This window comes from Melittangium boletus DSM 14713, from assembly GCF_002305855.1.
Lineage (GTDB): Bacteria > Myxococcota > Myxococcia > Myxococcales > Myxococcaceae > Cystobacter > Cystobacter boletus.
On sequence record NZ_CP022163.1, the window covers coordinates 6,672,780 to 6,691,705 of the forward strand.

General features: G+C 68.2%; 15 protein-coding genes. 7 read left to right on the forward strand and 8 right to left on the reverse strand.

The features are described from left to right. Nucleotides 1–6: 6 nt before the first annotated feature. The gene (locus MEBOL_RS27895; RefSeq protein ID WP_095980301.1) at nt 7–1,425 is read left to right on the forward strand and encodes a DUF4388 domain-containing protein; all 1,419 of its coding nucleotides are present in this window, start codon (nt 7–9) and stop codon (nt 1,423–1,425) included. Further along, the gene (gene truD, locus MEBOL_RS27900; protein ID WP_095980302.1) at nt 1,422–2,450 is read left to right on the forward strand and encodes a tRNA pseudouridine(13) synthase TruD; all 1,029 of its coding nucleotides are present in this window, start codon (nt 1,422–1,424) and stop codon (nt 2,448–2,450) included. The genes MEBOL_RS27895 and truD overlap by 4 nt, the downstream gene beginning before the upstream one ends. Nucleotides 2,451–2,547: 97 nt before the next feature. On the opposite strand, the gene MEBOL_RS27905 is transcribed toward truD, so the two are convergent. Both MEBOL_RS27905 and MEBOL_RS27910 read right to left on the reverse strand, forming a co-directional pair. Next, the gene (locus tag MEBOL_RS27905) at nt 2,548–4,254 is read right to left on the reverse strand and encodes an OmpA family protein (RefSeq protein WP_095980303.1); all 1,707 of its coding nucleotides are present in this window, start codon (nt 4,252–4,254) and stop codon (nt 2,548–2,550) included. An 18-nt stretch (nt 4,255–4,272) separates the two neighbouring features. Beyond that, nucleotides 4,273–4,605: a DUF4398 domain-containing protein gene (locus tag MEBOL_RS27910; RefSeq protein WP_095980304.1), complete on the reverse strand. Its 333-nt coding sequence runs from the start codon at nt 4,603–4,605 to the stop codon at nt 4,273–4,275. Between the two features lie 144 nt (nt 4,606–4,749). Between MEBOL_RS27910 and MEBOL_RS27915 the strand changes: the two genes are divergently transcribed. Both MEBOL_RS27915 and MEBOL_RS27920 read left to right on the forward strand, forming a co-directional pair. After that, nucleotides 4,750–5,754: a HEAT repeat domain-containing protein gene (locus tag MEBOL_RS27915; protein WP_245918908.1), complete on the forward strand. Its 1,005-nt coding sequence runs from the start codon at nt 4,750–4,752 to the stop codon at nt 5,752–5,754. After that, complete coding sequence (locus MEBOL_RS27920; RefSeq protein WP_245918910.1) at nt 5,751–6,671, forward strand: N-acetylmuramoyl-L-alanine amidase-like domain-containing protein; 921 nt, start codon at nt 5,751–5,753, stop codon at nt 6,669–6,671. Before MEBOL_RS27915 ends, MEBOL_RS27920 begins: the two co-directional genes overlap by 4 nt. A 6-nt stretch (nt 6,672–6,677) precedes the next feature. On the opposite strand, the gene MEBOL_RS27925 is transcribed toward MEBOL_RS27920, so the two are convergent. Then, the gene (locus MEBOL_RS27925) at nt 6,678–7,118 is read right to left on the reverse strand and encodes a putative signal transducing protein (RefSeq protein ID WP_095980305.1); all 441 of its coding nucleotides are present in this window, start codon (nt 7,116–7,118) and stop codon (nt 6,678–6,680) included. 58 nt (nt 7,119–7,176) lie between these two features. After that, nucleotides 7,177–7,545 (reverse strand): response regulator, encoded by a 369-nt coding sequence (locus MEBOL_RS27930; RefSeq protein WP_095980306.1) that lies wholly within the window; start codon nt 7,543–7,545, stop codon nt 7,177–7,179. Nucleotides 7,546–7,706: 161 nt separating this feature from the next. Between MEBOL_RS27930 and hpf the strand changes: the two genes are divergently transcribed. Both hpf and MEBOL_RS27940 read left to right on the forward strand, forming a co-directional pair. Further along, nucleotides 7,707–8,051, forward strand: coding sequence for a ribosome hibernation-promoting factor, HPF/YfiA family (gene hpf / locus MEBOL_RS27935; protein ID WP_095980307.1), 345 nt, complete (start codon nt 7,707–7,709; stop codon nt 8,049–8,051). A gap of 126 nt (nt 8,052–8,177) precedes the next feature. Further along, nucleotides 8,178–10,163, forward strand: a complete 1,986-nt coding sequence (locus MEBOL_RS27940) for an MXAN_5187 family protein (protein WP_095980308.1) — start codon at nt 8,178–8,180, stop codon at nt 10,161–10,163. 9 nt (nt 10,164–10,172) lie between these two features. On the opposite strand, the gene MEBOL_RS27945 is transcribed toward MEBOL_RS27940, so the two are convergent. The 3 genes from MEBOL_RS27945 to MEBOL_RS27955 form a co-directional block, all read right to left on the reverse strand. Beyond that, nucleotides 10,173–10,988, reverse strand: coding sequence for a slipin family protein (locus MEBOL_RS27945; RefSeq protein WP_095980309.1), 816 nt, complete (start codon nt 10,986–10,988; stop codon nt 10,173–10,175). A gap of 265 nt (nt 10,989–11,253) precedes the next feature. Then, nucleotides 11,254–12,486, reverse strand: coding sequence for an HlyD family secretion protein (locus MEBOL_RS27950; protein ID WP_095980310.1), 1,233 nt, complete (start codon nt 12,484–12,486; stop codon nt 11,254–11,256). Between the two features lie 3 nt (nt 12,487–12,489). Beyond that, nucleotides 12,490–14,076, reverse strand: coding sequence for a DHA2 family efflux MFS transporter permease subunit (locus MEBOL_RS27955; protein ID WP_095980311.1), 1,587 nt, complete (start codon nt 14,074–14,076; stop codon nt 12,490–12,492). 222 nt (nt 14,077–14,298) lie between these two features. Here MEBOL_RS27955 and MEBOL_RS27960 point away from each other — a divergent pair, with 222 nt between their 5' ends. Further along, the gene (locus MEBOL_RS27960) at nt 14,299–15,567 is read left to right on the forward strand and encodes a DEAD/DEAH box helicase (protein ID WP_095983049.1); all 1,269 of its coding nucleotides are present in this window, start codon (nt 14,299–14,301) and stop codon (nt 15,565–15,567) included. 208 nt (nt 15,568–15,775) lie between these two features. On the opposite strand, the gene MEBOL_RS27965 is transcribed toward MEBOL_RS27960, so the two are convergent. Next, complete coding sequence (locus MEBOL_RS27965; RefSeq protein WP_095980312.1) at nt 15,776–18,877, reverse strand: DEAD/DEAH box helicase; 3,102 nt, start codon at nt 18,875–18,877, stop codon at nt 15,776–15,778. Nucleotides 18,878–18,926: the final 49 nt, after the last annotated feature.

An 18,926-nucleotide genomic window follows, 5' to 3' on the forward strand; every position in this document is an offset into this window, starting at 1 on the left:
GGATTCATGAGTCAGCGCTTCCGCATCGACGGCGCCCACCTCGTTCCCGACGAGCGCGCCGGTGCCTCGCAGCAGCCGTCATCGCCCCCCGCGTTGGCGGGCCGGGCGGGCTCGTACGTCCTCCAGGCCACGTCGCCCGACCTGCTCGTCTTCTCGCGCTCGCCCGCGGAGGGCGGTTCGGTGCCCACGCCCCGCGTGGTGCTCTCGGGGGATGCGTCCGGTTTCCCGCTGGCGGACCTCATCGCCTTCCTCAGTCAGGCGCGCTGGAGCGGCGTCCTCCGGGTGCAGGCCCCCGGCGGTGAGCGCTCGGTCGTGCTGCGTGAGGGTGAGGTGCGGGGGGCCACGTCGGACGTGGCGGCGGATCGGCTCGGCGAGGTGCTCGTGCGCCTGGGCTACGTGGAGCGCCCCGTGCTGGAGGCGGTGTTGCGCGAGCAGCCGCCCTCCAAGATTGGCCGCACGCTGGTGGAGCGCGGCATCCTCCAGGCGCATGATCTCTTCCGGTGCGTCACCCACCAGGTGAGCGAGATCTTCCACGCCATCGTCCTGTGCCGCGAGGGCAGCTTCTTCCTCGTGGATCAGCCGGTGGAGGACAAGCTCGGCCACAACATCCAGCTGTCCACGCAGAGCCTGCTGATGGACAGCATCCGGAAGATCGACGAGCTGGCGCACTTCCGCAAGCGCATCCCCCACAGCCGCCTGCACGTGATGCGCAAGGCGCCCACGTTCGCCAAGCTGGAGCCGGACGAGGACCGGGTGCTCAACCTGGTGGATGGCCGCCGGACGGTGCTGGAGCTGGGGCAGGCCAGCCGCCTGTCCGAGTTCGACGTCCTCAAGGTCATCTACGGCCTGATGGAAGGTGGCTTCGTGGGCCTGTCCGACAAGCCCCAGGGGGCCGCGACCCCGTCCCTGTCCGGGCTTCCCGCGGTGCGCCCGCGCAGCATCATGGGCATTCCCGTGGTGCGTCCGTCCTCCACGGGTCTGCAGGCGGTGCGCACGAGCCAGTCCGGCCTGCGCTCCATCACCTCGATGCAGGACGCTCCCCATGTTCCCGAGGTGGGCGAGGTGGTGCGCGTCTTCAACCGCATCTTCCGGGAGATCGCCACCGAGGTGTCCAAGCAGGGGCTGGCGCGCGAGTTCATCGCCTCGGCCAATGCCGCGCTGTCGGGACAGGCGCTGTCGTCCTCGCCCGTGCTGGCGGGGCTCGCCTTCGCGCCGGACGGGAGCCTGTCGGACGCAAGGCTCATCGATGCCTATGCGCAGCACCGCGGCGCCCTGGGCTCCGAGCCCATGGCGGCCTTCCGGCAGGCCCTCAGCGACGTGATGTTCTTCCTTCTCTTCCAGGCGGGTGAATTGCTCGAGTCGCGCGCGGACGAGGACCTGGCCCGGCGCGTGAAGGACATGCTCGCCGTGTTGGGCGGCACGTGACGGCTCCGGATTCGCAGCGGCCCCGGTTGACGGAGGACGTGCCGGGGTGTGGGGGCGCCTTCAAGCTCGTCCCCGAGGACTTCGAGGTGGAGGAACTCCCCGCCTACCTGCCCTCGGGCGAGGGCGAGCACCTGTACCTGTGGGTGGAGAAGCGCGGCCGGGACACCCGCGAGGTGGTCAAGGCCCTGGCCGGCGCGCTCGAGGTGGACGAGGGCGACGTGGGCGTGGCGGGGATGAAGGACCGGCAGGCCGTCACCCGGCAACTGCTGTCCGTGCCCGCCCGGGCCGAGGCGCGCCTGTCCGGCTTCGCGCTCGAGGGCGTGAGCGTGCTGTGGACGAAGCGCCATGGCAACAAGCTGCGCACCGGCCACCTCAAGGGAAACCGCTTCCGCTTGCGCCTGCGCGGCGTGAAGGACGTGGGCGCGGCCCGGGAGACCTTCGCCCGGTTGGAAGCGCGAGGCGTGCCCAACTACTTCGGGGACCAGCGCTTCGGACGCGAGGGCGACAACGCGAACTTCGGCCGCCTGCTGGTGCTGGGGCAGCGGCTGCCGCGCCGTCCCGACAAGTTCCAGCGCAAGCTGTACCTGTCCGCGTTCCAGTCGCGCCTGTTCAACCGCGCCTTGGTGGAGCGGTTGCGCGCGGGCACCTTCGACCAGGCGCTCGCGGGCGACGTGCTGCGCCGCGAGGACTCGGGCGGCCTCTTCGTGTGCGAGTCCCCCGAGGTGGATGGGCCGCGGGTGGCCGCCTTCGAGGTGAGCCCGGCCGGACCGCTCTTCGGGCCGAAGATGACCGCGTCGGCCCAGGCCGTGGCGGAGACCGAGGCCCGGTTGCTCGCGGACGAAGGGGTGACGCTGGACGACTTCCGGCGCGGCGGCGACGAGACCCAGGGCGGGCGCAGGCCCTACCGGGTGCGGCTCGGCGGCTTCTCCCTGGAGGTGGAAGGGGAGGATCTGCTGCTCTCCTTCGAGCTGCCCAAGGGCTCCTACGCCACCGAAGTCCTTCACGAACTGCTCAAGGACGGCTGAGGCCTGAAGCGAAGAGGGTGCTCGGGACCTCGCCGGTCCGGAGCACCCCCTCGTGCCACCCACCCCGGGTCAGGGGTGGGGGCCGCCACTTGGCGAACTACTCGACGATGTTGAACTCGGTGCGGCGGTTCTCCGCGCGGCCCTTGGCCGTGAGGTTGGAGGCGATCGGCTTCTCGGGGCCGTAGCCCACCGCCTGCATGCGGCCTGGATCCACCTTGCGCTTGATGAGCTCCGCGAGCACCGCGTCCGCGCGCGCCTGGGACAGCTTCAGGTTGGTCACGTCCTTGCCGACCGAGTCCGTGTGCCCCTCGATGCGGATCTTCTTGATGAAGGGCATGTCGTTGAGCGCCCGGGCCACGTCGTCGAGGATGGTGAAGCTCTCCTTGCCGATGATCTTCGCCGAGCCGGACGCGAACTTGATCTGCTTCTTGATCTGGATCCTGTCCTTCTTGACGACGACCATCTTGTACTTCTTGGCGCACCCGCGCTCTTCCTTCACGCCGGGCTCATCCGGGCACACGTCGATGCGGTCCGGGATGCCGTCATGATCGCGGTCCGGATCCGGGCAGCCGCGCAGCTCCTGGGTGCCGGGCTCGTTGGGGCAGATGTCGAGCCGGTCCACGATGCCGTCCTTGTCCGTGTCCACGTCGGGGCAGCCGCGCGTCTCGTGGGGGCCGGGCTCGTTGGGGCAGATGTCGAGCCGGTCCACGATGCCGTCGCCGTCCTTGTCCGGATCCGGGCAGCCGCGCATCTCCTGGGGACCGGGCTGATCCGGGCACAGGTCGACGCGATCCACGATGCCATCGCCGTCCTTGTCGGCGTCGGCGCAGCCGCCGTTCTCCAGCGGACCGGCCACGAGCGGGCAGCGGTCGATGGCATCGGGGATGCCGTCCGCGTCGTTGTCGAGATCCGGGCAGCCGTCCTCGTCCTGGAAGCCGTCCTTGTCCTCGGGCTCGTCCGGGCACTTGTCCTTCGAGTCCGCGATGCCGTCCCCGTCCTTGTCCCCATCCGGGCAGCCGAGGTTCTGGATGGGTCCCGCGGCGTTGGGGCACTTGTCCGCGCCGTCGATGAGGCCGTCCTCGTCGTTGTCGGGATCCGGGCAGCCGTCCGTGTCCTGGAAGCCGTCGATGTCCTCGGGCTGCAGGGGGCACTTGTCGGAGACATCGGGGATGCCGTCGCCGTCCGTGTCCTTGCTCTCGTCCTCGGGGCAGCCCTGGTTGGACTGGGGGCCGGGCGTCAGCGGGCACTTGTCGTGGACGTCGAACACACCGTCCTTGTCGTTGTCGGGATCCGGGCAGCCGTCCGTGTCCTCGAAGCCGTCGAAGTCCTCGGCGCGGTCCGGGCAGGGATCATCCTTGTCGGGGATGCCATCGCCGTCGGTGTCCTTCACCTCGACGACGACCACCTGCTGCTGCGGGGTGGGCCGGGGCGTGGTGTCCGTGGGGGTGGACGGCGGGGTGGGCGTGCCGGGCGTCGGCTCGGGCTTCTCCCTGCCAATCACCACCTTGGGGGGCACGCAGTTCTTGGAGAGATCGAGCGCGCGGGTGATGGCGGCTTCCGCGGTGCGCAGGTGCTCGGAGGCGCGGTAGCTGGCGCCCTGGCCGATCTCCCCACGGGCGAAATCGAGGTTGGCTTCGGCGGTGGCCAGGTCCACGGGCGCGCAGCGCATGGCGCCACTGCGGCGGGCACGCTCGATGCTGGCCTGGATGACCTCGGAGTCCGCGCGGACCTTGTTCCCGCTCACGCAGGAGGCGCACAAGGATGCGCACAACAGCAGCAGCGAGGAGGCGAAGAGACGTCGCATCGGTAGGGGCTCCCTGCGTCAGGGGCTGGGGGTGGGGAGGCTCATGGATTCAGCGTTGTCGACGCTCTCGTTGGCCACGGCCAGGGCCTTTTCACGCGCCTCGTTGGCGAAGCGCGAGGCCTTCACGGAGAAGTCCACGCCGGCCTGGTAGTCCGAGAAGCTCACCTCTTCCCGGGCCTTGTGGATGTAGAGATTGGCGGCCGTCCACTCGTAGGGCGCGAGCTTCTCGGCGCCGGCGGTGCGGGCCGCTTGGATCTGCACCTCGGCGTCCAGCAGGTGCGAGGTGGACTTCACCGGGCCGCAGCCGCTCAAGGCGCCCGCCACAGCCACCACTGCCAGGAGTCGCTTCATGGAAGGGGCCTCGTCGTAAAGGCTGGAAGACACTGGAGGCGGTCGTATCAATCGCCTCGGAGGGGGTCAAGAATCGGGGCGGGGAGGGGGCCGGGCGGGAAGGAAGCGGACGCGGGGGACGTTTTTGACAGCCCCGAGCGGGGCTTGCCATCCTCACACCCCGTGAGACTCCCGCCTGTCCGTCTGCTTCTCTTGCTCGCCCTGGCCGCTCCCGCCGTCGAGGCCGCTCCTCCGTCCGTGCAGAAGCGCATGGAGCGCCGCTCGGCCACCGAAGGGCTCGTCGATGAGATCCTCGATGGGGGGATCGCCGTCCCCGCCGCCATTTCCCGTCTGCGGACCCTGCGCGAGGAGGCCTACGCGGCGCAGTTGCTGGAGCGGGCCCTTCCCGCGGTGCTGGAGCCGCGGCGCTTGAGGGACGTGACGGCGGTGCTGGCGGGCCTGGAGACGCGCGCGGCCGAGCCCACCCTGCTGCGTCTGACGGGGCACGACGACGGCGCGGTGCGCATGTACGCGGCCCAGGGCCTGGGCAAGGTGCGCTCCCCGCGCGTCGACGTGCTGTTGCCGCTGCTGGAGGACAAGTCCCTCGGCGTGCGCCGGGAGGCGGCGCGGGCCCTGGGCGCCACCCACAACCCCCGGGTGGGCGCTCCGCTCGTGAACGCGGCGCGCACGGAGTCCGACATGCAGACGCGCGTGCTGATGCTGGAGGCGGTGGGCGCCGCGGGGGACAAGAAGCAGGTGCCCGTCCTCAAGGCCTTCCTCGATGACAGCTCGGAGACCACGCGCTTCGCCGCCGCCCGGGGCCTGTGCCTCCTGGGTGCCCCCGAGGGCTTCGCCTTCGCGCGCAAGCTGCTGTCCTCCGAGGACAAGCACGTGCGCCGCCAGGGCCTGGCCCTCTACGAGGGGGTGCCCCAGAAGCAGTCCGAGGCCGCGCTCCGTCCGCTGCTGGAGGACAAGGATCGCACGCTCGCGGCGGGCGCGGCCCGCATCCTCTCGCAGGGCGGCGACAAGACGATGTTGTCGTGGCTCGTGCTCGCCTCGTGGAACGCGAACGGCACGGACAAGCTCATCTACGAGAAGGAGCTGGAGACGCTCCAGCTCGCGGATGACCAGCGCAAGGCCCTTCTCCGCGCGGCGGGAGTGGCGAAGTGACCTTGGCCGTCCTGTTGTCCGCGCTGCTCGCGCAGGTGGCCACGCCGGCCCCTCCGCCGCCCTCCGCTCCGGCCGTGGTGCCCCCCCACCTCATGTCCCGGGTGCCCACGGGGTGGACGTCGCTCAGCGAGCGCGAGCGCGCGGAGTTCATCGCCGGAGACGTGGGGCGGCCCCTCCCCGAGCGGCTGCTGCGCGTGAGCGAGCGCTTCCTGGGGACGCCCTATGTGCACTCGCCGCTGGGCGAGGGCGACGGGGTGGACCCCGATCCGACCTTCCGGCTGGACGCGGTGGACTGCCTCACCTTCGTGGAGCAGTCCCTGGCGATGAGTCTGGCGCGCTCGGAGGAGGAGGTCGCGGGCCTGCTCGAGCGCCTGCGCTACGCGAACGCGCCCACGTACGAGGAGCGCAACCACCTGATGGAAGCGCAGTGGCTGCCCAACAATCAGCGCAAGGGCTTCCTCCTGGACGTGACGCGGAGCGTGGGCGGCGCGGACACGGTGCGGGTGAACAAGACGCTCACCGCGCTCTCGTGGAAGTCACCCTCCTCGATGGCGCTGGGCCTGCCCAAGGAGCGTCAGGTCCAGGGGATGTTCGAGCTGGACATGATTCCCCTGGAGCGGGTGATGACGCATGCCCGGCGGGTGCCCTCGGGCAGCATCCTCATCGTCTTGCGCGAGGACATGCCCTACAAGGCCACGCGGGTGACGCACCTGGGCTTCGTGGTGCAGAAGGGCAAGCGCACGTGGCTGCGGCACGCGCGGCGGGGCCTGGACGGCACCGGCCGGGTGGTGGACGAGGACCTGGAGGGCTTCCTCGCGCGCAACGCGAAGTACGACAAGTGGAAGGTCACCGGCGTGAGCTTCTTCGAGGCGCTCGAGCCCGCGCCGAGCAGCGGGGCCCTCGTCCACTCGGAGTGAGTGCGCTCAGGGCGCGCCGGGCGGGACACTGCTTTCCGTTTCCCGCTCCTCCTCCTCGGCGGCCAGGGCCGCGTCCTCGGAGGTGTCATCCAGTTGGCGCTTCTCCTGGGCGAGCAACTGGACGGCGCGCTCGAGGTACTCCTCGCCGACCATGATTTCGTACCAGGGCTCCAACGCGCCCGTGGTGAGCACGTCCACCACGCCCGCGCGGCGCGGCCGCATGAAGACGGGGATGTTCTGGATCTCCAGGAGGCGGACATAGTCCTCCGCCGTGAACGGATCCTCGGCGGTGGCCGCCCGGACGAACTTCCGGGTGTCGCTCTCGCCTGGCAGCGGGATGTGGCGCTGGTTCATCGTCTCCGCGTCCACCAACGCGCTCCCGGGACAGTCCGCGCACTCCGCCACGCCATCCTGGTACTCGGAACCGCACTGCATGCAGTACTTCATCGTGCCTCCCTCCAGGAACACAACCTGGCAACCAGGCGCGAAGTTAGCACGCCCTACCTCAATGCCTGGCTGCCTCCCCCAGGCTTCCAATGACGGCTGACAAACGTTCGACATCCACGGGCTTGCGCAGCACCACGTCACAGCAGCCAGCGTCCACGTCCGTATATCCGGAGACCAACACCACTCCCGTCTTGGGCTCCCGGCTCTTGACCTCGTGCGCGAGCGCGGTGCCGCACATCCGGGGCAGGGACTCGTCCGTGATGACCACGTCGGGGTGATCATCCTCGAAGGCCTGGAGCCCCGCGACGCCGTCCACCGCGGTGATGACGTCGAAGTCCATCTCGAGAAGCTCCGCGAGGAGTTCCCGGCTGTCACCGTCGTCCTCCACCAGCAGCACCTTGATGCGCTCTCCGATTCGCTCGCCCATGCGAATGGCTAACCCCCCATCCCTCCGAAAACATCCACGCCCCCACCTCGCTTCGCCGCTCGTGAAGCGGCCGAGGAGGCGGGCGGCGATCCCATCGCCCACCGCTCCCTCACCGAACGCGCCCCGGCTGAGCACTTTAGGGAGACAAAGGGAGGTAACGCATGAAGGTGTTGATGCGCGGAGTCCATCTGGGGCTGACGGATTCGCTGCGGGATTACGCCAAGCGGCATCTGGTGGACCCCATCGCCAAGTACCTCGACAGCGAAGCGGCCGAGATCGACATCGCCCTGGTGGACATCAATGGGCCCAAGGGAGGCGTGGACCAGGAGTGCCGGGTGACGGTGCGCATGCCGGGCTTCTCGGCCATCTACGTCTCGGAGGCGGCGGAGACGATGTTCGCCGCCATCGACTCGGTGCGTGACCGGTTGGAGAACACCATCAAGCGCACGGTGGAAAAGCGCCAGGACATCCGCACCGACGGGCTGCCGCAGGACGTGCGCTTCTAGCGCGGGCGCTGGAGCCCGGGCTCCTCGCCTGGTGTCCGGGCTCCCAGGCGGACACCGACCGATTCTTGCTGGGTCCAAGCCGTGGACGCTATAACCGCGCTTCCACCCCGGGCTTAAAGGTCGGTGATGGTCCGCCTAAAGTTTCTCGTCTTCGCGCTCCTGGTCCTCGGATTGGGAGTGGCTCATCTGCCTCTGGTGTCCGGTCCGCTGAGTGCCCGGGTCGTGGAAGGTGCCTCGGCGCCCGCCACCGCGGCCATCTCCGAGGTGGCTCGCGCGCTGGAAGCACGTCGCTCGGTGTTGCAGCGCCTCGCGCTCGCGCTCGCCGCGAGCACCGACGTGGCCACCGCCGTGCAGCCCCGGGTGGAGCCGCTGCCCAAGGGCAAGGGCATCCGCATCGTCGAGCCGCCCACGCGCGAGCGCTTCGCGGCCCTGCGCACCGCCGCCGCCGAGCTCGTGCCCGAGCCGCTCAAGGGCTCGCTCGTGCTCGCGTTGCTCACCCCGGATGGCGCCCTGTACGCGCGGGCCGAGGGCGAGCCCCAGTCGGATGAGCAGTTCGATCCGCGCGCGCTCCTCAAGGTGGGCGGCGAGGGACACGTGCAGGACGCGTTCGGCGTGCCCCATGTCTTCTACTCCGTCCCGGTGTTGTGGAACGCCGAGGGCGGCCGCTCGGACGTGGCCGCGACCCTGGTGGTGGGCGCGCCGCTGTTCGATCCCCAGGTGCTCGAGACCGCGGCCCTGTCCTCCGGTGTCGCCGCGCTCACGGTGGTCAAGGGCGACACGGTGCTGGGCGTCGCCGGTTCGCAGCCGGAGCTGGCGGAGGAGGGGCGCAAGGCCCTGATCGTCGGCCAGTCCGGCCAGGTGGTGCGGCGCGGTGGGGTGCGGTTGTTGCTGCCCCAGCTGCCCCAGGTGTGGCTGCCGCTGCTCACCAGTGGCAAGGACTCGCTGGGTGGACAGGCGCCGCTCGCCGTGGGCTCGCGCCAGTTGCTGGGCGAGGGCCTGGAAGCCGTGGCCGTCACCAGCGTGCGGCCCTTCATGACCTCGCTCGCGGACTACCAGCAGAGCGCCGTCTTCGGCCTCCTGGGCGTGCTGGGTCTGTCGCTCGTGTGGACGCTGGTGATGGGCTCGGGCAAGGCCCCCGCTCCGGCCGAGGCGTCCTCCGGCAAGAAGGGCCCGAAGCAGCCGGCTCCGGCTCCGGTCGCGCAGCCCGCTCCCGTGTTCGCGGCCTCCGCGCCGCCCCCGGTTCCCGTGGAGCCCGCCTACGCCGAGCCTCCCTCGGTGGGCGTGGATGACTTCCCGTTCCCGGCGGCGCCTCCTCCTCCAGTGCGGGAGAGCTACGCGGCCGCTCCGCCTCCCGTGGATCCGTCCTACGCCTCGGCGCCGCCCCCCACCGCGGATGCCTTCCCGTTCCCCTCGCCGGCGGCGCCGGTGCAGGATCCCTTCGCCACGCCCACCGTGCCGGGCAAGGATCCCTTCGCGGCCCTGGGCGCGGAGCCCTTCCCGTTCCCGACCGCGGCTCCGGGCGCGAACGTGCCTCCGGCGGCGCCTCGCAAGAACGCGTTCGAGTTCGAGGATCACCCCACCGCGGCCTACTCCCTGCAGCAGGCGGCGGACCCGTTCGCGGCCGCCGCGGCGCAGGCGGGGCTTCCGCCCTCGGCCTTCGGTGATGACGAGGTGCCCGAGACCACCCGCGTGGCGGCGATTCCCAGCGAGCTGCTCGCGCGTTCGGCCCGTCCCATGACCGCCGAGGTCAACCTGCCGGTGCCTCCGCCGTCGGGTCATCCGGGCATGGCCGCGCCCACGCCCTTCATGGGCGTCCCGAAGCAGGTGATGAACATGGCGGTGCCGCCCCCGGCGAGCACGCCTCCGCCCGTGGGCGCGGGCGCGGTGGCCCTCTCCGAGGAGCAGCACTTCCAGGACGTCTTCCGCGAGTTCGTGGTCACGCGTGACCAGTGCGGCGAGGCCCAGGATGGCCTCACGTACGACAAGTTCGTGGCCAAGCTGCGCAAGAACAAGGAGCAGCTCGTGCAGAAGTACGCCTGCAAGACGGTGCGCTTCCAGGTGTACGTGAAGGAGGGCAAGGCCGCCCTCAAGGCCACGCCCGTCAAGGACTGACGGACGGGCTCAGGGCGTCCCGGACTCCGGGGCGCTCTTCTTCTTCGCCTTCCGGGCGGGGCGCCCCCGCACGAGGGACGCTGGCTCCGGGCCCACTCCCAGGACGAACGTCGTGCCGGGAGTGGTGCTCGCGTCGCCGAGGGTCTGCAGGAGGCGCAGCCGCAGCAACTCCGGCTGGCGCTCCACCTGACGGGCCGCGTTGGACAGGTTGCGCAGGGCCGCCGACTCGCCCCGGACCTTCTCCAACCGCGCCTGGGCTTCCTTCCGGGCCTTGAGCGTCTCGGCGAAGGCGCGGCGCAGGTCCGCCGGAAGCATCACGTCCCTCACCTCCACCGACGTCACCGACAGCCCGATGGCGCTCCCCTCCGCGGCCACGCGCTCGCGCATCCTCTGGCCGAGCTCCACCCGCCCGGACACCAATTCCTCCACGGTGTGGCGGGCCACCTCCTCGCGCAGCGCGAGCTGGGCGGCCAGATGGAGGGTGTCCGTGTAGCTCTGCACCGAGTGATGGGCCCGCGCGGGTTCCACCACGGCGAAGCGCACCGCCAGGCTCACCTTGAGGCCCACCTGCTCCTGGCTCAGGACTTCCTGGCCGGGCACGGGGAGGGAGCGCTGGCGCATGTCCACGTGCTGGTAGCTGAGCCCCCGGCGCCACCGCCACCACGCCCCCGGCGTCAGCACGCGCACGAAGCGCCCATGACGGTAGAGCAGGGCGGTATAGCCCTCGGGGACGAGCACCTGGCGCATCAGCGAGCGCGCCACCCCCACGCCCAGGGCCGCGGCCCCGAGCACCCACGGAAAGACAGACCCCGGAAGAACGTCCATGCGCGTGCCACCTCGTGGACGAGGAGACGTCGGCTCCGGGAACCCCGCCGGCGCGGCGGGGGTTTTCCACCCACAGGGCCGTGTCGCGCGGTGCGCCCGTGGGCGCTGGCTCCCGGAGCTTCCGTTGGGGAGTTGAACCCCGGCCTCGTCGGCTACCAGGAAGGGAAGGCCCGTGACCCGGCGCCTCCCGGACGGATGTCCACGAGGTCCGATGGGGCCTGCCCGGCGGGAGGGACGCGGGGGGCGCGGAGAACCTGACACGCGCTCACGGCTGGGTGTGGACGGTGACCTCGGCGGAGAGGCCGGCGCGCAGCTCGAGCGACTGGGGTGGATGGGTCCACGCGATGCGCACGGGGATGCGCTGCACCACCTTCACGAAGTTGCCGGACGCGTTGTCCGGAGGCAGCAGCGAGAAGCGCGAGCCCGTTCCGCCCGACAGGCTCTCCACCGTGCCTTCCAGCGCCTCGCCCTCGAAGGCGTCCAGCCGCACCGTCACCCGCTGGCCCGCGTGCATGTGGCCCACCTGGGTCTCCTTGAAGTTGGCCACCACGTACGTGCGCGGCGGGACGAACTCGCCCAGCATCTGCCCGGCCGAGAGCAGTTGCCCCTCGTGGATGGACAGCCGGGACACCTGCCCGTCTGCGGGCGCGACGATGCGCGTGTAGTCCAGCTGCAAGCGGGCCTGCTCCAACTGGGCCTCGGCCGACTTCACCCGCGCGTGGGCGAGCGCCGCGCTGGCCCGGGCCGCGGCGATCTTCGCGTCGATGGGGGCGCTCTGATCCAACTGGCCCTGGGCCTCGGCCACCCGGCTCTGGGCCACTCGCCGGCCTTCCTCGGCGGCGGAGAGCTGCGCGCGGGCACCCTGCAGGGCCGCCTGGGCCGCTTCATTGGCGCTCTTCGCGTCGTCGAAGCTCTTCTGGGACACGGCCTTGGCGTCCATGAGCTGCTGGGTGCGCTCGAGGTCCAGGGTGGTGCGATGGGCGTCCGCCTCGGCTCGGGCGAGCGCCGCGCGGGCCACGGACACCTGCGCCTCGGCGCTGCTCACCCCCGCGCTGGATGAGGTGACGAGGGCCCGGGCACTGGAGAATCCACCCTTGGCGCCCGCCTCGGCCACGGTGGCCTGGGCATCGGCGACCTGGGCCTGGGCCTGGGCCGACTCCACCTCCGCTTCCGCCTGCTTGACCCGGGCGGCGTAGTCGCGCGGATCGATCTCCACCAGCACATCGCCCTTGTGCACGAGGGCGTTGTCGACCACGCGCACGCGCAGCACCGGCCCGCTCACGCGCGTGGCCAGGGGCACCACGTCCGCCTCCACCTGCGCGGCGTCCGTCGTCTCCTCTCCCCGCGTGGCGACCCGATAGCCGCCGATGCCCAGGAGCAACACCGCCACGAGGACGCCGAATACGAGGAAGCCCCGGCGTCCCTTCTTGCTCGCCTGGGCGGCCTCGGCGGCCGCTCCCGGCTCTTCCTGCACCAACTGCGTCACGGTCGAGGCCATGGTTCAGATCTCCACGTCGATATGAGGGGTTTCATGCGGCCCGTCGCTTCGCGGCGGCGCCTTGAGGAAGAGCACGAGCGGCAGCACCAGCAGGAAGAGCAGGGCCGCGAGCAGGAAGAGCTTGTCGAAGGCGAGCACCAGGCCCTGGCGCGCGGTGAGGCCCGAGAGCATCCGCAGCGCGGTCTCCTGGGCGGCGGTGAAATCCATGCCCCGCGCCATGAAGCCGCCGCGCAACTGGGCCAGCCGCTCCATCACCTCGGGGCGGGTGGGCGTCAGGTGGACGGAGAGCGCCGCCGTGGCCTGGGTGCCGTAGCGCGACAGCAGCGTCGCGAACATGGCCAGCCCGATGGAGCCGCCAATCTGGCGCAAGAGCGAGTTGAGCCCCGTGGCATCCGGCAGCCGGTGGCGGGGAATTCGCGAGAGCGCCACCGTGGACAGGGGCACGAGCATCATCGAGAAGCCCAGGCCCTGCATCAGGATGGCGGCGATGATGTTATGGGTACCGGTGTCCAGGTTGAAGTGGCTCATCTGGTAGACGCCCAGGCCCGTGATGGCCAGCCCCACCGAGATGAAGAGCTGCGGCGGAAAGCGCGTATAGACGCGCCCGATGATGGGCATGATCGCGAGCATCAGCAGCGTGCGTGGCATCAGCGCGAGCCCCGACTGCGTGGCGGTGAAGCCCAGCAGCTCCTGCATGAACATGGGCAGCAGGAACATGCTCGCCATGAGGATGGAGAACATCAGCGCGCTGAGCACCGTGCCCGAGGCGAAGATGGGATCCTTGAACAGGCGCAGGTTGACCACGGGCGCCACGGCGGTGAGCTCGCGGATGACGAAGGCGACGAGGCAGATGCCCGCCACCAGCGCGCACACGACGATCTCCGCGGACTCGAACCAGTCGTTCGTCTGGCCCTCCTCCAGCAGGTACTGCAGCGCCGCCAGCCCCACGCACAGCAGGAGGATGCCCTGCCAGTCCAGGTTCTCGCGCTGCTTCTCGCCCTCGAGGCGGTTGGCGATGAGCACGTCCTCCGGCTCGCGCACGAAGCGCGCCACCATGAAGAAGCCGAGGATGCCCACGGGCACGTTGATGAAGAAGATCCACGACCAGTGGAAGTTGTCGACGATGTAGCCCCCGAGCGTGGGTCCGATGGCCGGCCCCACCATCACCGCCATGGAGAAGAGCGCCATGGCCATGCCCTGCTCCTTGGGCGGGAACGTCTGCCGGAGGATGGCCTGCTCGGTGGGCTGGAGCGCTCCGGCCCCAAACCCCTGCAGCGCCCGGAAGAGCACCAGCGAGGGCAGGTTCCACGCGAGCCCGCAGAGGAACGAGCCCACCACGAAGAGTCCCAGGCACGCCAGGTACACGCGCTTCTGGCCGAAGAGCCGGCCGAGGAAGGCCGTGAGCGGCATCACCATCACCGTGGCGAGCGCGAAGCCCGTGGTGGTCCAGGTGATTTCCTGCACCGTGGCCCCCACGGCGCTGCGCAGCTGGGGCATGGCCACGTTGACGATGGACGAGTCGATGGCGCCCATGAGGGTGCCGAACGTCACCGACAGCGTGACGAGCCATTTCGATGAATCCCGATTCATTTTGTGAGGATGGATTTAACTTCGGGGTGTGGGGACGTCAGTCCAGAGGGGCCATCAGGACGGGGAGTGGAGAGGAGGGTGTCGCTCGGTGTTCCTTCCGGAGAGCCGGAGACGGGCGGTGGCTTGTCTGGCGGCTCGCCGGGATGGAACGGGTGCGTGTTCCCAGGAGACGGAATGAACGGTCCGATGGTTCCGGCGATGGGGGCGTGGTACCCCGGCCCCGTGAGCACGACCTTCGCCCAGCTCGGCCTGTCCCCAGAAGCCCTCGACGCGGTGCGTCGCGCGCGCTTTTCCGCGCCCACGCCCATCCAGGCGAAGGCGATTCCCCCGGCGCTGGAGGGCCAGGACGTCATCGGCTGCGCCGCCACGGGGACAGGGAAGACGGCCGCGTACGTGCTCCCGCTGGTGGAGCGCTTCGCGGGTCAGGAGGGGACGCTCGGCTTGGTGCTGGCGCCCACGCGGGAGCTGGTGCAGCAGATTTCCGAGACGGTGCGCTTCTTCGGCGACTCACGCGGCGTGTCGCACGCGGTGGTCATTGGCGGCGAGGACATGGCGGCGCAGGCCCGGGTGCTCGAGGCCCGGCCCACGTTGGTGCTGGCCACGCCCGGGCGGCTGGTGGACCTGCTGCGCTCGCACCTCGTGGAGTTCACTCAGCTGCGGGCGCTGGTGCTCGACGAGGCGGATCGGATGCTCGACATGGGCTTCCAGGAACAGCTCGAGCGGATCCTCTCGGCGCTGCCCCGGAAACGGCAGACGCTCCTGTTCTCCGCGACGTTGGGCCCGGAGGTGAGCGCCTTCGCCCGGGAGGAGCTTCACAAACCGGTGCGGGTGGAGGTGACGCGCAGTGGCACGCCCGCCGAGCGCGCCGAGCAACGGCTGTACGTGGTGAAGCCCGAGGAGAAGGGGGCGCTCCTGCTCACCTTGCTGGCGCGGGACGAGGAAACGGCGCTGGTGTTCGCGGGGACGAAGGAGCGGGCGGACAAGGTGCACAAGGCGTTGCAGCGGGCGGGGCTCCGGTGCGGGGTGCTGCACGCGGACCGGACGCAGAACCAGCGCAACCAGGCGCTCCAGGCGTTCCGGGACGGCACCTACCGCTGCCTGGTGGCCACGGACATCGCGGCGCGAGGGTTGGACGTGGAGGACGTGGGCCACGTCATCAACTACGACCTGCCGCACGCGCCGGAGGACTACGTGCATCGGATTGGCCGGACGGCACGGGCCTCGGCGAGCGGGCGGGCGTCCACCTTCGTGACGTCGAAGGATCGGCAGATGACGGAGAAGATCGAGCGGGTGATGCGCTCGAACATTCCTCGGGGAGAGGTGCCGCGCGAGGACCCCATCTTCCAGGCGGAGATGGCGCGGCGCGACGCGGCCCAGAAGGATCCTGGACCTCCCCAGAAGGACCACGGCGTGAAGAAGGCCCAGGCGACTGGGCGGCATGCGCAGACGCACAAGAAGGGCGCTGGCGCCAAGAAGCAGCCCAAGGCGTGAGGATGTTCTCCGAGATGGGGTTGCTCTACCTGCGCTTGCCCCATTCTGCGAGAACCATGTGGCCCCTGCCAGAGGCGGCTCTATCCTGACTTGTTCGGCAGCCTGCTCGTACTACCCGGGCTCTTTCCTCGTGAGGCCGGTAATCGAGGGGAATTTCCTTCGGAGTGAGTGCAAAACGACCAAGTAGTACAAGGGGGAGGCTCATCCCTCAAGCAGCCACCACCCGGGCGCGATCGAGCATGTCTGGAGGCAATTCGTGATCTAGCCTCCAGATGATGGCCATTGGTTGCTCCCCCTCATGCTGCACATACCGAGCAGTCCCCGCATACAGATAAGGTGATGCACCCAAAAGCCCCTCTTTCGCCTCGCGAATGAAGAGATGCACAGAACTGCTTCTCTCAGTGTGGTGAATATAGCGCTGACCTGTCTTAGATGTCTCTCTTGTCGCATTCTGCGACTCCCAATGAAAGAGCCTCGACGAAATCGCGTAGTCCCGGTAGCGCGTCGTCGGCGAGTAATGTCGCTCTGTCTTTCGGAGTGTCACAAATAAAAGATCTGCCTGCTCTGCCTCAACCCACTTCACGCCTTGCCGCACGGACGCGGGTTTGTCCACCCCGAAGGCAGCCAATGCCTCATCACGACTGTAGTGGCCATGAATTTGTAGAGGGACCCTGGCTGAGTCTAATGGCAGAGTGACGCGTTCTCGTCGCTCGGACAGCAACGGCAGAATCTCTTGCAATTCCTTTCGTCGTCCGGGCTCGGACCACAGTTGCCCAAGGCAGAGTTCCAAGCGAGCCAATGGCTCATTTGCTCCCCAGAGGGCGAAATGAAACATGCAGAGGAGCCGATGCTCGCGTGGAGACAGACTCTTGATTCGTGGCGGGGTGGGGTGGTTTAGCATGGACTGGTAGAATGGTAACCGCTCCGCGTCGTCCATGTGTAACAGTCGTCCAATGGCACTTGCCAGCTTTGCATCGTGCGGGCCTGCTTCAGAGTCTGCCAAGCCCGCGTCCCGCTTCAGTCCCGCCCATCCCCGCTTGTTTCCGCGGTACAAATCCTCCAGTTCAATGCCTGTCTCACGGAGAAAACTGGCAAGCCCAATGTTTCCCAGCCCACGCAACTCCGCTACCAGACCTCGCCACCCAACGTTCAGTGCTTGGCGCACGTTGTTTAGGACGAGCTTCGTGGCTACACGGTCCAGCGCAATATGGCAACCTGAGGGCAAGTACGGAAAGCCTTGTTCCACCTGTCGCTCCAGTTCACGACGGGAGGCCCCAGTCAGGGCCCGAAAACGGGTGTCGAAGCGAAAGCGAGAGTGCTGCTGTCCGATAAAGTCCAGCACGGTCAGGCAGGGCTTGTCGTCGCTATGGCGCAGGCCACGACCGAGTTGTTGCAGGAAAATCGTGGCGCTCTCGGTTGGTCGCAAAAAGAGCACCGTGTTCACCTCGGGAATGTCAAGGCCCTCGTTGAACAGATCCACAGCAAAGAGTGCGTTGACACACCCTTGCCGGAGTGCACGCAACGCTTTGTTCCGCCCTTCCGCCTGGGTGCGCGCAGAAATCGCAGCGGCCGGGATGCCATGCTCACAAAACTGGCGAGCCATGAATTCGGCGTGTGCAATGCTGACGCAAAAACCCAAGGCACGCATTTGCCCCACATCCGCGATGCGCTGGCGCACCTCTTCGAGCACCTTTTGGGCGCGCAATTGATTGCCTGTGTACACTTGACTCAGTTCGCCAAGATCGTACCCACCTCGTTTCCAGGCTACATGAGACACGTCTACGTCGTCATGCACGCCGAAGTATTGGAAGGGGCACAGCAGACCTCGATCGAGCGCCTCCCATAACCGCAGTTCCACTGCGATGCGCCCGTCAAACCACTGCTTTACATCCTGCCCATCCATTCGCTCCGGCGTGGCCGTTAGTCCTACCAAGACCTTGGGCGATAAGTGAGAGAGGAGGCGAACATAGGTGTCTGCCATGGCGTGGTGAAACTCGTCGACCACTACCATGTCGAAGCGATCTGACGACAATTGGGATAAATCCATATGCGCTAGCGACTGCACAGAGGCGAATACATGCCGCCAGGCTGTTGGACGATCTCCACCGACGTAAAGCTCGCCGAAAGACCCGTCTCGCAGAACGCTACGGAATGTATGAAGGCTTTGCTTCAGGATTGTGTCGCGGTGGGCGACGAAAAGCAGCGATTTCACTCGCCCTTGTTTATGCAGCCGTCCGAAGTCCAGGGCCGCGAGGACTGTTTTCCCCGTCCCGGTTGCTGCAACCACTAGGTTTTTCCATCGACCATGAAGTGTTCGTTCTGCATCAAGTCGCTCCAGCATGGCGCGCTGATGCTCAAACGGTCGCACTTCCAGACCCACAATCTCGACTTCTCCCTCCTGACCCCGTTCAACAGCGATCGCTCGATCGAAGCGCGGCGCATCTCTCGCGGGCTCATAAGCTTCAAAGGAGGCATCCTCCCAATAGGCGTCGAACGTAGCGCGAAAGGTCTCCACTATGTGGGGTTGCTCCGCTGCCGCCACACGAACATTCCACTCCAATCCATCCAATAAGGCGGAGCGCGACAAATTGGATGAGCCAATATATGCTGTGGAGAAGCCTGTTGGCCGGTGGAAGAGCCATGCCTTGGCATGGAGTCGCGTAGTTCGTGTCTCGTAGGACACACGAACCTCCGCGCCCAATGAAACCAACGCATCTAATGCACGCCGGTCAGTGGCTCCCATATACGTGGTCGTCAGCACACGCAAGCGACAGCCCTTCTCGCGAAGAGTTCGCAAACCGGGCTCCAGCACACGAAACCCCTGCCATTTCACGAATGCGCAGAGTAGGTCCACGGCATCCGCAGAGTCTAACTCGTGCAGCAATTCCGTACCGATACGGGGCTGGGTTGAACCGTTGACCAGGAGTGCACTTGCGCTGAGTGGAATCTCGGGCCGTTTTGGAGGTGTGGGAGGTGCCGGGACCTCGGGACGCTGCATCAATGCGAGTAGCACCTCGTGTGTACCGGCGATTTCCGCCTCAAACTCCAGCCCTGCGTCTCGGTGGAGTTGAGCGAGGAGCCTGTTAACCAGTGCGACTTGTCGGGCAATCCCTGCTTTCTCGTCGCCGCCCTTGACCATGCGGAGTGCTCGGCGCACCTCTCCATGTACGTGTCGGGCGAGTAGGACTTCCGCGTCCTCGCCATCAAGCTCTTCCCGATGGACAAGTTCGGAGGGTATGTTGTGTAGCTGCTGCTCGAGCGGAACCGTGATGAGTTGCTCGTAGATGCCAGGAACCAGCTTGCGAGACATGTTCGAAGCGTAATCTACGGAGCCTCAAGGTGCATTTCTGGCGAGTTCG